This is a genomic window from Actinomycetospora sp. TBRC 11914 (assembly GCF_012933465.1).
Classification (GTDB): domain Bacteria; phylum Actinomycetota; class Actinomycetes; order Mycobacteriales; family Pseudonocardiaceae; genus Actinomycetospora.
In genome coordinates this window covers 89,246-101,664 of sequence record NZ_JABBND010000007.1, presented here as the reverse complement: position 1 = coordinate 101,664, position 12,419 = coordinate 89,246, and the positions used below count along the sequence as shown (strand labels likewise).

8 protein-coding genes are annotated in these 12,419 nt (G+C 73.3%); 7 read left to right on the top strand and 1 reads right to left on the bottom strand.

All coding sequences use genetic code 11. The features are described from left to right. Positions 1-25: 25 nt before the first annotated feature. Positions 26-1,561 carry an amino acid permease gene (locus HH311_RS13380; RefSeq protein ID WP_169184158.1) on the top strand — a complete coding sequence of 512 codons (1,536 nt, stop codon included), beginning with the start codon at positions 26-28 and terminating at the stop codon, positions 1,559-1,561. A 59-nt stretch (positions 1,562-1,620) separates the two neighbouring features. Here the strand turns inward: HH311_RS13380 and HH311_RS13375 are convergent, their stop codons facing one another. Beyond that, complete coding sequence (locus tag HH311_RS13375; RefSeq protein WP_312030122.1) at positions 1,621-3,234, bottom strand: long-chain fatty acid--CoA ligase; 1,614 nt, start codon at positions 3,232-3,234, stop codon at positions 1,621-1,623. A gap of 419 nt (positions 3,235-3,653) precedes the next feature. On the opposite strand from HH311_RS13375, the gene ahcY reads away from it, so the two are divergent. The 6 genes from ahcY to hpf all read left to right on the top strand — a co-directional run bounded on the left by ahcY (position 3,654) and on the right by hpf (position 12,301). Next, a complete protein-coding gene (gene ahcY, locus HH311_RS13370) occupies positions 3,654-5,138 on the top strand; it encodes an adenosylhomocysteinase (RefSeq protein ID WP_169184157.1) in 1,485 nt (494 codons plus the stop codon). A 238-nt stretch (positions 5,139-5,376) separates the two neighbouring features. Continuing rightward, complete coding sequence (locus tag HH311_RS13365; RefSeq protein WP_169184156.1) at positions 5,377-6,081, top strand: dTMP kinase; 705 nt, start codon at positions 5,377-5,379, stop codon at positions 6,079-6,081. Next, complete coding sequence (gene mtrA / locus HH311_RS13360) at positions 6,078-6,755, top strand: MtrAB system response regulator MtrA (RefSeq protein ID WP_169184155.1); 678 nt, start codon at positions 6,078-6,080, stop codon at positions 6,753-6,755. Before HH311_RS13365 ends, mtrA begins: the two co-directional genes overlap by 4 nt. 18 nt (positions 6,756-6,773) lie before the next feature. Next, the gene (mtrB, locus tag HH311_RS13355) at positions 6,774-8,627 is read left to right on the top strand and encodes an MtrAB system histidine kinase MtrB (protein WP_312030121.1); all 1,854 of its coding nucleotides are present in this window, start codon (positions 6,774-6,776) and stop codon (positions 8,625-8,627) included. After that, on the top strand, positions 8,624-10,441 hold the full coding sequence (locus tag HH311_RS13350) for an LpqB family beta-propeller domain-containing protein (protein ID WP_169184154.1): 1,818 nt from the start codon (positions 8,624-8,626) through the stop codon (positions 10,439-10,441). The genes mtrB and HH311_RS13350 overlap by 4 nt, the downstream gene beginning before the upstream one ends. A gap of 1,164 nt (positions 10,442-11,605) precedes the next feature. Continuing rightward, positions 11,606-12,301 (top strand): ribosome hibernation-promoting factor, HPF/YfiA family, encoded by a 696-nt coding sequence (gene hpf, locus HH311_RS13345; protein ID WP_169184153.1) that lies wholly within the window; start codon positions 11,606-11,608, stop codon positions 12,299-12,301. Positions 12,302-12,419: the final 118 nt, after the last annotated feature.

Below are 12,419 nucleotides of genomic sequence, written 5' to 3'. Positions count from 1 at the left end.
AGTGACCGTACGAAAGGGGGCGGACATGGCGGGTCCCACGAGTCCTTCGGGAACGGGGAGTCTCTTCCGGACCAAGTCGGTCGAGCAGTCGATCGCCGACACCGACGAGCCGGACAGCAAGCTGCGCCGTGAGCTCGGCGCGCTCGACCTGACGATCTTCGGCGTCGCGGTCCTGATCGGCGCGGGCATCTTCACCATCACCGCGCGCACGGCGGGCGACGTCGCCGGGCCGTCGATCGCGATCTCGTTCGTCATCGCGGCGATCGCCTGCGGGTTCGCCGGCCTCTGCTACGCGGAGTTCGCCTCGACGGTGCCGGTGGCCGGCAGCGCGTACACGTTCTCCTACGCGACCTTCGGCGAGTTCATCGCCTGGATCATCGGGTGGGACCTGATCCTGGAGTACGCGCTCGGCGCGGCCACCGTCGCGAAGAGCTGGTCGAGCTACCTCGGCAAGATCTTCGGAGTGCTGGGCCTGGGCGACTCGACGTCCTTCGACGTGGGTTCGGTGGAGGTCGACTGGGGCGCGGTCCTCGTCATCGCGGCGCTGACCGTCGTGCTGGTGCTGGGCATCAAGCTCTCCAGCCGGGTGTCCACGATCATCACCGCGATCAAGCTGCTCGTGGTGCTCTTCGTGATCATCGCCGGCGCGACGTTCATCAAGGCCGCCAACTACAGCCCGTTCATCCCGCCGTCGCAGCCGCCGGCGGAGGGCTCGAGCGGCCTGGAGTCCTCGCTGCTCTCGCTGCTGGTCGGCAGCGAAGGGAGCACCTACGGCGGGTTCGGCCTGCTCGCGGGCGCCTCGCTGGTGTTCTTCGCGTTCATCGGGTTCGACGCGGTCTCGACGACCGCCGAGGAGACCCGGAACCCGCAGAAGGACCTGCCCCGCGGCATCCTCGGCTCGCTGGCCGTGGTCACCGTGCTCTACGTGGCGACGTCGCTGGTCCTCGTCGGGATGGTCAACTACACGCAGCTCAAGAGCACCCCCGACGGGCAGAACAAGACGCTCGCCGACGCGTTCACGCTCGTCGGGGCGGACTGGGCGTCGACGATCATCGCGGTCGGCGCGCTCGCCGGCCTGACCACGGTGGTCCTCGTGCTCATGCTCGGGCAGAGCCGCGTGTTCTACGCGATGAGCCGCGACGGGCTGCTCCCGCGGGGCCTCGCCCGGACCGGCCGCTACGACACGCCGAGCACCATCACGATCATCATCGGTGTGGTCTGCGCCGTCATCGCGGGCTTCGTCCCGACCACGACCATCGAGGAGATGGTCAACATCGGCACGCTGTTCGCGTTCGTGCTCGTCGCGGTCGGCACGTGGGTGCTGCGGGTGAGGCAGCCCCACCTGCAGCGCAGCTTCACCGTGAAGGCGCTGCCCGTCGTCGCGACGCTCGCCGTGATCTCGTGCCTGTGGCTGATGCTCAACCTCAGCGCCGGCACGTGGGTCCGCTTCATCGTGTGGATGGCGGTCGGCGTCGTGGTCTTCTTCGTCTACTCGCGGCGCAACTCCGTGCTCGGCAAGCGCGAGCGCGGCGAGGAGACGAGCGTGACGACGTCCGTGTAGGTGCGCCCCGCGGCCCGTGAGCAGGGGGTGTCGCCCGCTGCTCACGGGGCCGCAGGTACCTACCCGACGAACTTCTCGCGCAGCGTCTTCTTCGAGAACTTCCCGGTCGAGGTCTTGGGCACCTCGTCGATGAACTCGACGTCGTCGGGGACCTGCCACTTGGCCACCCGCGTGAGCAGGTACTCCCGCACCTGCTCGGCGGTCAGCGAGCTGCCGTCCCGCACCACGACACAGGCGAGCGGGCGCTCCGACCACTTCTCGTCGGGGATCGCGATGACGGCGGCCTCGGCGACCTCGGGCATCGCCATGATCTCGTTCTCCAGGTCGACCGAGGAGATCCACTCGCCGCCGGACTTCACGAGGTCCTTGGTCCGGTCGACGAGCCTGACGTAGCCGTAGCGGTCGATCACCGCGACGTCACCGGTGCGCAGCCAGCCGTCGGCGGTGAACTGCTTGCCGCCGTCCTCGTTGAGGTAGTACGAGTCCGCGATCCACGGCCCCGAGGCCTGGAGCTCACCCGAGGACACCCCGTCCCACGGCTGGATCTCGCCGGTGTCGGGGTCGGCGAGGCGCAGGTCGACCAGCGGCGCCGGGCTGCCCGCCGTCGCGCGGACGTCGGCGAGCTCGTCGTCGGAGAGGCCGTCGTGGATCGAGCGGAGCATGCCCGTCGTCGCGATCGGGCTGGTCTCGGTCATGCCCCAGGCCTGCGTGATCGGCAGGCCGATCTTCTCCCGGTAGGACTCGGAGAGCGAGCGCGGCACCGCGGACCCGCCGCAGAGCAGCAGGCGCAGGTGCGGCACGTCCTCGCGGGTGATCTCGGGCAGCACGCCCATCCAGATCGTCGGGACGCCGGCGGTGAGGGTGACGTCGTGGTCGCGCAGCATCCCGGCGATCGCCTTCGGGACCATGTTCGGGCCCGGCATCACCAGCGAGGCGCCCGCGAAGACCGCGGCGTACGGCGTCCCCCAGGCGTTCGCGTGGAACATCGGGACGATCGGGAGCACGACGTCGCGCTCCACCAGCCCGGCGACGTCGGCGATGAGCACCGAGATGGAGTGCAGCACCGTCGAGCGGTGGGAGTAGACGACGCCCTTGGGGTTGCCGGTGGTGCCGGACGTGTAGCACATGGCGGCGGCCCGGTTCTCGTCGTCGACGACGAAGCGGCCGGCATGGGGCTCGACCGAGGCGAGCAGCTCGGCGTGGTCGACGATGCGCTCGTCCTCGGGCACCGCGGTGTCGGACCCGTCGTCGATCACGACGAACTTCCGCACGTGCGGCATCTGGTCCGCGAGCGGCCAGAGCTGGCCGAAGAGGGACCGGTCGACGAAGACGACGTCGTCGTCGGCGTGGTTGACGATGTAGACGAGCTGCTCGGCGAACAGCCGGATGTTCAGCGTGTGCAGCACCCGGCCGCTGCAGGGGACCGCGAAGTAGAGCTCGAGGTGGGTGGGGGTGTTCCAGCAGAACGTCCCGACGCGGGCGTCGTGCGGGATCTCGAGCTTGTCCAGGGCGGCGGCGGTCCGCCGCACCCGCGTCGCCCAGTCCGCGTAGGTCGTCGTCGTGACGGCACCCCCGACGCCGACCCCGGTCAGTGTCTTGTGCCCGAAGAGCTGCTCGGCGCGGTGGAACACGTGGGGCAGGGCCAGTGGCGTGGTCTGCATCTGTCCGAGCACGGCGGGGGCCTCCTGGGCACGTCACGGGGCGGGCCGGACGAGCCTACGGCTCTTGTGGCCCGGGTCATACAGAGTGCGTGGTCCCGCTCATAGCGGGCCGACCGTCCCCGGCGGCGACCAGCGGGGACCGCGCCCGGGCTCAGGTGGCGCCCGGCGTCCCGTCTTGACCGTCCCGACGGGCCGTGATGGCATGGGAGCACGGCAAACAGCTCGCACACGTGTGCGACGGAGCTGTCGAGTGGCGCTGCAACGGACCGGTCGTGTCCGCCACGCTCGGCATGGCTCCGCACCATCAAGGGCGCCTCCGGATGGTGGTCGACCGTGTCCCCGGGCCCGGTGGCGGGCGTGTCTCGTTCCCGGCCATCGGGGGTACGGACCCCTCGACCATCGACCGACCGACACGACACGGACGAGGAGTCATGGCAGCAGTAGGGACGACGCACGAGAAGTACGCCGAGAAGAACGGGATCGACTACGCCGTCGCGGACCTCGGCGAGGCCGACTTCGGCCGCCGCGAGATCCGGCTGGCCGAGCACGAGATGCCGGGCCTGATGGCGCTGCGCCGGGAGTACTCCGAGGCGAAGCCGCTGCACGGCGCGCGCATCTCCGGCTCGCTGCACATGACCGTCCAGACCGCGGTCCTCATCGAGACCCTCACGGCGCTCGGCGCGGAGGTCCGCTGGGCCTCCTGCAACATCTTCTCCACGCAGGACCACGCGGCCGCGGCCGTCGTCGTCGGCCCGAACGGCACCCCGGACAACCCCCAGGGCATCTCCTGCTTCGCCTGGAAGGGCGAGACGCTGGAGGAGTACTGGTGGTGCGCCGAGCAGATGCTCGCGTGGCGCGACGCCGACACCCGCGGCCCGAACATGATCCTCGACGACGGCGGCGACGCCACGATGCTCGTCCACAAGGGCGTCGAGTTCGAGAAGGCCGGCGTGGTGCCGTCGACCGAGGCCGACGACCCGGCCGAGTACGGCGTCGTCCTCGAGACGCTGCGCCGCTCGCTCGCCGAGGACCCGCAGCACTGGACCAAGGTCGCGTCCGGCATCAAGGGCGTCACCGAGGAGACCACCACCGGCGTCCACCGCCTGTACGAGTTCTTCGACCAGGACAAGCTCCTGTTCCCGGCGATCAACGTCAACGACTCGGTCACCAAGTCGAAGTTCGACAACAAGTACGGCTGCCGCCACTCGCTCGTCGACGGCATCAACCGCGCGGTCGACGTGCTGATCTCCGGCAAGCGCGCCGTGATCTGCGGCTACGGCGACGTCGGCAAGGGCTCGGCCGAGTCGCTGGCCGGCCAGGGCGCCCGCGTCACCGTCACCGAGTCGGACCCGATCTGCGCGCTCCAGGCGCTCATGGAGGGCTACGACGTCCAGACGCTCGACAACGTGATCGAGCAGGCCGACATCGTCATCACGACGACCGGCAACAAGGACATCGTCACCCTCGACCACATGAAGCGGATGAAGCACCAGGCGATCCTGGGCAACATCGGCCACTTCGACAACGAGATCCAGATGGAGCGGCTCGAGAAGTCGGGCGACGCCCAGCGGATCAACATCAAGCCGCAGGTCGACGAGTGGAAGTTCAACGACGGCCACTCGATCATCATCCTGAGCGAGGGCCGGCTGCTGAACCTCGGGAACGCCACCGGCCACCCGAGCTTCGTCATGTCGAACTCGTTCGCGAACCAGACGATCGCGCAGATCGAGATCTTCACCAAGCCCGGTGAGTACCCGATCGGCGTGTACCGCCTGCCGAAGCACCTCGACGAGAAGGTCGCCCGGGTGCACGTCGAGGCCCTGGGTGCCGAGCTGACCAAGCTCACCAAGGAGCAGGCCGAGTACATCGGCGTCGACGTCGAGGGCCCGTACAAGCCGGAGCACTACCGCTACTGAGTGGCCGCGGTAAGCGTTCCGGTGGGCGCCGCCACGGGCTGAGCTGACCGAAGGGCCCCTTCGCTCGATCTATCCGAGCGGAGGGGCCCTTCGCTCGTTCCCGGCCGGCGGCGAGGGGCACGTGGAGCAGGTTTCGCGGCCGCCCGGTCTGCCCCCTGTGCTCCTGATCATCGCGCCGGCCCGCCCACCCCCACCTCCCACCCCGGTCACACCCCGTCGCTGGCTAGCGTGGTTCCCCGTGGGTGTCATGGTGGCGGTCGAGGGACTCGACGGGGCGGGCAAGGCGACGCTCGTCGACGCGCTCGGCCGGGCCGCCCGCGCGCGGGGGGCCTCGGTCGCCACCCTCGCGTTCCCCCGCTACGACGACGACGTCCACGCCGCTCTCGCCGGCGAGGCGCTGCACGGGCAGCACGGCGACACCGCCGCATCGGTGCACGCGATGGCCCTGCTGTTCGCCCTCGACCGGCGCGACGCCGCCGGCGAGCTCGCCGACCTCCGCGCCACGCACGACCTCGTCCTCGTCGACCGCTACGTCGCCTCCAACGCCGCCTACGGCTCGGCCCGCCTGCGCCAGGGCGTCGGGGAGTTCGCCGCGTGGGTCCACGAGACCGAGGTCGGGCGCTTCGGGGTGCCCGCCCCGGACGCCCAGGTCCTCGTCCGGGTCCCGCCCGACCTCGCCGCCGAGCGGGTCCGCGAGCGGGCCCGCGCCACCCCCGACCGCGACCCGGACGGCTTCGAGGCCGATGCGTCGCTCCAGCAACGATGCGCGCAGGTGTACGACGAACTCGCGCAGCGGCACTGGTGGTGCCGCTGGTGGGTGGCCGAAAATCGGCATTCGGGGGACAAAGCACTCACCCGTACGGCTGACTCAGTGATGGATGCCGTGCTGACCGCGGAGTTCGCTCCCGGATCGTCGGTGAGAAGTGACACCATTGAGACATGAGCTCGCGAATCCTCGTCGTGGACGACGACTCCTCGCTCGCCGAGATGCTGACGATCGTCCTGCAGGGCGAGGGTTTCGACACGACCGTCGTGTCCGACGGGGCAGAGGCACTGCCCACCGTGCGGGAGTCCGCCCCGGACCTCGTGCTGCTCGACCTGATGCTCCCGGGCATGAACGGGATCGACGTCTGCCGGGCGATCCGCGCGGAGTCGGGCGTCCCGGTCGTGATGCTCACCGCGAAGACCGACACGGTGGACATCGTGCTGGGCCTGGAGTCCGGCGCGGACGACTACATCGTCAAGCCGTTCAAGCCCAAGGAGCTCGTCGCCCGCATCCGGGCGCGGCTGCGGCAGTTCCCGGCCGAGCCCAGCGAGCAGATGCAGATCGGCGACGTGACGATCGACGTGCCCGCCCACCAGGTCCGGCGCGGCGGGTCGCCGATCCCGCTGACGCCCCTGGAGTTCGACCTGCTCGTGGCGCTCGCCCGCAAGCCCCGGCAGGTCTTCACCCGCGAGGTGCTGCTCGAGCAGGTCTGGGGCTACCGGCACGCGGCGGACACCCGGCTGGTGAACGTGCACGTCCAGCGGCTGCGCTCGAAGGTCGAGAAGGACCCGGAGCACCCCGAGGTGGTGCTCACCGTCCGCGGCGTCGGCTACAAGGCCGGGCCCCCCTGATCCACCCGGTGGGCAGGAGTGGCTGACCGGATCGCCGGACTGCGGCGCCGCGTCGAGCTCGCCCTCGCCGAGCGGGTCGGCGCGGTGCGGGTGCTGTGGCGGCGCTCGATGCAGCTGCGCGTCGTGCTGTCCACGGTCGCCATGTCCAGCGTCGTCGTGCTGGTGCTCGGGCTCGTGCTGCAGACCCAGATCGCCGACCGCCTGCTCCAGGGCAAGCAGCAGGCGGCGCTCGTCCAGGCCGACATCAGCCGGCAGAACCTCGAGCGGGACCTCGCCCGCGTCGACCCCGACCGCGACGGCACCCAGAGCACGCTCGACGACGCCCTCGACCGGCTCACGTCGTTGGGCTCCGGCGCCGACTCCCGCGACGCCGGCGCGTTCGAGGCGGTCCTCGTCGCCGGGACCGAGCCGGTGGGCACCACCAGCACCACCGGCACCACCATGCCGGGGGAGGAGGACCGGTCGTCGGGACCGGCCGACGTCGTGCCCCCGCAGCTGCGCGACCCGGTGCTCAAGGGGTTCCTGGCGACCAAGTACGTGACGGTGCCCTCCGGCGGCGGCGCGGGGGTGCCGGCGCTCATCGTCGGGCAGCCGGTGCGCACGGCCGGCCGGAACCTGCAGCTCTATCTGGTCTTCCCGCTCTCGGCGGAGCAGCGGACCCTCGCGCTCATCCAGTCCACGCTCGCCCTCGCGGGACTCGCGCTGCTCGGGCTGCTCGCCGGCATCTCCAGCATCGTCACCCGGCAGGTGGTGCGCCCGGTCCGCCAGGCCGCCGACGTCGCCGAGCGGTTCGCCGACGGGCACCTCGACGAGCGCATGCCGGTCTACGGCGACGACGAGGTCGCCCGGCTCGCCGAGTCCTACAACGAGATGGCCGCGAGCATCCAGCAGCAGATCCACCAGCTCGAGGAGTTCGGCGCGCTGCAGCGGCGCTTCACCTCCGACGTGAGCCACGAGCTGCGGACCCCGCTGACGACGGTGCGCATGGCGGCCGAGGTGCTCCACGACCAGGCGGAGGATCTCGACGCGGTCGCGCGGCGCTCGGCCCAGTTGCTCGTCGACGAGCTCGACCGCTTCGAGTCGCTGCTCGGCGACCTGCTGGAGATCAGCCGGCTCGACGCCGGCGTCGCCGAGCTCGCCGTCGAACGCGTCGACCTGCGCGACATCGTGCGGCGCTCGGCCGAGACCGTCCGCCACCTCGTCGACGACACCGCCACCCCGCTGCTGCTCGACCTCACCGAGCCCGCCGAGGCCGAGGTCGACCCCCGCCGCGTCGAACGGATCCTCCGCAACCTGCTGGCCAACGCGATCGACCACGGCGAGTCCCGGCCGATCGAGGTCCGCGTCGCCGCCGACGACCACGCGGTGGCGGTGGTGGTGCGCGACCACGGCGTCGGGCTCAAGCCCGGCGAGGCCGGCCTGGTGTTCAACCGGTTCTGGCGGGCCGACCCGTCCCGCCAGCGCCGCAGCGGCGGGACGGGGCTCGGCCTCGCGATCAGCCTCGAGGACGCCCGGCTGCAGGGCGGCTGGCTGCAGGCGTGGGGCGAGACGGACCACGGCGCGGTGTTCCGGCTGACGCTGCCGCGCACGGCGGGCGACCTGCTGCGCACCAGTCCGCTGCCGCTCATCCCGGTCACGGGCGCGCCCGCCGACGCCGAGCCCGGCATCCACGAGGCCGCGGTCACCACGGGCACCGCGCTGCCGCCGCCGACCGGCGAGATCCCCGCGACGCGTACCGGGGACGACGGGTTCGGCGACGACGGTCTCGACGACGACGGCCTCGACGACGGGGGCATCGACGGCGACGGCGGGGACGGAGCCACCGGGCCCGGCCGGCCGGGGGCGGTGTCGGGGCGCGGGGAGGCCCGGTGAAGCGGCGCCTCCTGGCCGCCGTGCTCGGCCTCGTGGCCCTGCTGCTCGCCGGGTGTGCGACGGTGCCCGGGTCGTCCGACGTGACCGTGCTGCGCCGGGTCGGCGACCCGGCCGAGCCCAGCGCGCCGCCCGGCCCGAACCGGGGCGCACAGCCGCTCGAGATCGTCCGCGGCTGGATCAACGCCTCGGGCGCCACCGCCGAGCGCCACAGCGCCGCGCGGGCGTTCCTCGCACCGGCTGCGGCCGGGTCGTGGGACGACGGGTCGTCGCCGACCGTGGTCGACGACCGGGTCGACACCGTGTTCTCCCCGGGCAGCGGGCAGGCCGGGACCGCCTCGGTGCGGGTCCGCGCCGACAAGCTCGGGGTCCTGCGCCCGGACGGGGCGTTCGTCGCCGACCCGGGCACCGTCGACGTCACCGTCGGGCTCACCGAGGACAACGGCGTCTGGCGCATCTCCTCGCTGCCGGCCGGCACGATCGTGCGGCGCTCGGACCTGCGCGCGAACACCCGGCCGGTGCGGGTCTGGTACCTGGCGGCGGTCGGCGGGGCGCCGGTGGGGGAGACCCGCTACCTCGCGACCAGCCCCGTGCGGTCCGTGCCCGCGCGGGTCCTCGACGAGCTCTTCTCCGGCCCCTCCGACGGCCTGCGCGGCGCCGCGCTCTCCGCGCTGCCGCCCGGGACGCTGCTGCGCTCGGCGGTCGGCATGACCTCGGACGGCGTCGCCACGGTCGACCTCACCCACGTCGGCCCGGTGGGCGCCCTCGACGAGGCGCGGCGCACCGAGATCGCGCAGCAGGTCGTGCTCACCCTCGCCGGGGTGGGCGTCGACCGGGTCCAGCTGACCGTCGACGGGGCCCCGCTGCTCGACGGGCGCCCGCAGCTCGGGGTCGAGGACGTCCTGGCCGGCCTCCCGCCCGCCGTCCGCGAGCGCGAGGACCTGCCCAGCGTCCGCCCCACCGCGGACACCGCGACGGCGACGGCCCTCGTCGTCACCGGGGGGCGGGTGCGCGCCGTCCCGCAGGACCCGACGAGCGGATCCGATCCCGGCCGGCCCGCCGCGCCCGACCTCGTCACCGGCGTCACCGACGCCCGCAGCGCGAGCTACTCACCGGACGGGCGCGACGTCGCCGTCGTCGGGCTGGAGGGCACGACGATGCGGTTGTCCGTGGGGCGGGTCGGGGCGGCGGTGTCGCCGACGCCGATCACCGGGACGACGATGACGCGGCCCTCGTGGACCCCGGACGCCGCCGAGGTCTGGACCGTCGTGGACGGCCGGCCGGTGCGGGCCGTGCGCAACGGGTCGTCCCCGGACTCGCCGGTGCTCACCCCGGTCGGGCTCGACACCACCCCCCTGTCGGGCCTCGGCCCGGTCACCGCCCTGCGGCTCTCCCCGGACGGCACCAAGGTCGCGCTGGTCGCGGGGGGCCGGGTCGTGCTCGCGACGGTGGTCCGCGACGCCGGCGGCGGCGCGCAGCTCGGCGCGGTGCGCGTGCTGCGCCCCGGGCCGGCCGGGGAGGCGCTCGCGGGCGTCGCCGACGTGAGCTGGTCGCAGACCGACCGGCTGGTCGCGGTGGGGTCCGCGGCGGGCCACCCGGTGCAGATCGCCTCGGCCGACGGGCTGGACCTCGACGACGGGCCCACGACCAACCTCACCCCGCCGGTCACCGCGGTCGCCGCCGCCGCGAACCGCCCGACACTCGTCGTCGACCAGGGCGGGCTGTGGTCGCTGCCCGCCGACGGGTCCGACGGGGGAGACGTGTGGCGCTCGGTGCCGGGCGGGTCGAACTCGTCGGTGCCCGCGTACGCGGGATAGCGACCACCCGCGCGTCAGCGTCGCCCCGGGCATCCGGAGCAGCCGGTCGTCCACACCGGCACCGCGCCCCCCGGTCATCCCCAGGCCGGAACCCGGCCGCGTGCTCCACGGGGCCCGGCCGCGCCAACCTGGCGACGTGCTCACGCGACTCCTCCGGGCCCTCGTCGACCTGGTCCTCCCCGCGCCCTGCGGCGGCTGCGGGGCCGTCGTCCCGCCGGGTGCCGGGCTCTGCCCCGCGTGCCGCGACGCGCTGCGACGGCCCCTGCCCGCCCCCGAGCGGCCCGACCTGCCGCCGGCGATGGCGCTCGCGCCCTACACCGGCGCCGCCCGGCACGCCGTCATCGCCTACAAGGAGCGCGGGCGGCGCGACCTCGCGGTCCCGCTGGCCGCCGCGCTGGGGGCCGCGCTCACCGGGCTCGTCGGGAGCGGCGCGCTGCTCGTGCCCGCGCCCTCGCGGCCGGCCGCGGCCCGGGCCCGCGGCGGCGACCACATGCTGCGCCTCGCCCACCGGCTCGCCCGCGACGGGCACGGGGAGGTCGTGCCCGCCCTCGCCCTCTCCCGCCGCGCCCGGGACTCCGTCGGCCTCGACGCCGCCGCCCGGGCGGCCAACCTCGCGGCCCACCTGCGCGTCCGGCCGGGCGCGGCGTCCGTGTCGCCGGGGCCGCACGGTCCCGTCGTGCTCCTCGACGACGTCCTGACCACGGGCGCGACGGCGGCCGCCTGCGCCGCCGCGCTGGCGGCAGCGGGGCTGCCCGTGGACCTCGTCCTGACGATCACCGCGGTCGGTGCCCGACGGCTGCGCGTGCCCGGCGGGGCGCCGCCACGCGCGGCGTCCGGGGCCGGCCGGACACCCCTCCCACTCACCCGCGTGGCAGGCACCCCACGCGTCCCACCCCGCACGCCTCGCGTTGGTCCGGGCGTGGGATTCCCTCGACCCGGCGGCCGCCCACTCGACACCTTCCGGACACCCCTGGGAGTCAGTACCGTGGCGCACCTCACCGGTCAGGCAGACCGAGAGGAGGCGCGAACGTCGTACCGCGACGCCACGGCTCTCCGGGAGGCGCATCCACCCCCTCCCACCCGGCCCGGGTCTTCGCCCCCGAGGACCCGAGGCCATGCGCAGGGCCGATCGTGGCGTCGCTCCTTCTTCCCTCGGGAGTTGATGTGGAGATCGTCATCTGCGGCCGCAACGTCGAGGTCCCGGAGCACTTCCGCGACCACACGACCGACAAGCTCGCCCGACTCGGGCGTTACGACCACAAGATCATCAGGCTGTCCGTCGAACTCTCCCACGAGAACAACCCGCGCCGGTCGAAGACCTGCCAGAGCATCGAGATCACCGGACGCGGACGGGGGCCCGTGGTGCGGGCCGTCGGCTGTGCCGGCGACTTCTACTCGGCGCTCGACCTCGCCGTCCAGCGGCTCGAGGAACGGCTGCGCCGCGCCCACGACCGCCGCCTGCACAAGGCCGGGCGCCGCCGTGTGGCCGTCGGCGTGGGAGGCCCCGCCGAGGTCCTGCCCTCCTCGGGTGCCGAGCTCGACGAGGCCCTGCCGACCGCGTTGCGGGAGGACCCCGCCGAGGACCAGGACGCCGGTCACGGGTTCCTGCCCGACGGCGCCGTCCCCGCCGCCCGCGAGGCGCTCGACGACCGCTTCGGCCGCGACGTCGACGGTGACGGCCCCGGCCGCATCGCCCGCGTGAAGGAGCACGAGGGCGTGCCCATGACGGTCGACGACGCGCTCTCGCACATGGAGCTCGTCGGCCACGACTTCTTCCTGTTCTCCGACAAGTCCTCGGGACGCCCGAGCGTGGTCTACCGCCGTCGCGGCTACGACTACGGCGTCATCTCGCTGGTCTGAGCCGGCGCGCGGCCCGGGGCGGGTCCCGCCCCGGGCCGTCGCCGTGTCCGGCGCGCTTACCATGGGGAGTCGGCGCGCGCGTGCCAGCGCCGTGCCGGGGACGACAAGAGCCAGCGAC

Excerpts from the sequence above, each read along its gene's own strand:
- HH311_RS13380 (WP_169184158.1), top strand. The coding sequence starts at position 26 with ATGGCGGGTCCCACGAGTCCTTCGGGAACGGGGAGTCTCTTCCGGACC.
- ahcY (WP_169184157.1), top strand. The coding sequence starts at position 3,654 with ATGGCAGCAGTAGGGACGACGCACGAGAAGTACGCCGAGAAGAACGGG.
- mtrA (WP_169184155.1), top strand. The coding sequence starts at position 6,078 with ATGAGCTCGCGAATCCTCGTCGTGGACGACGACTCCTCGCTCGCCGAG.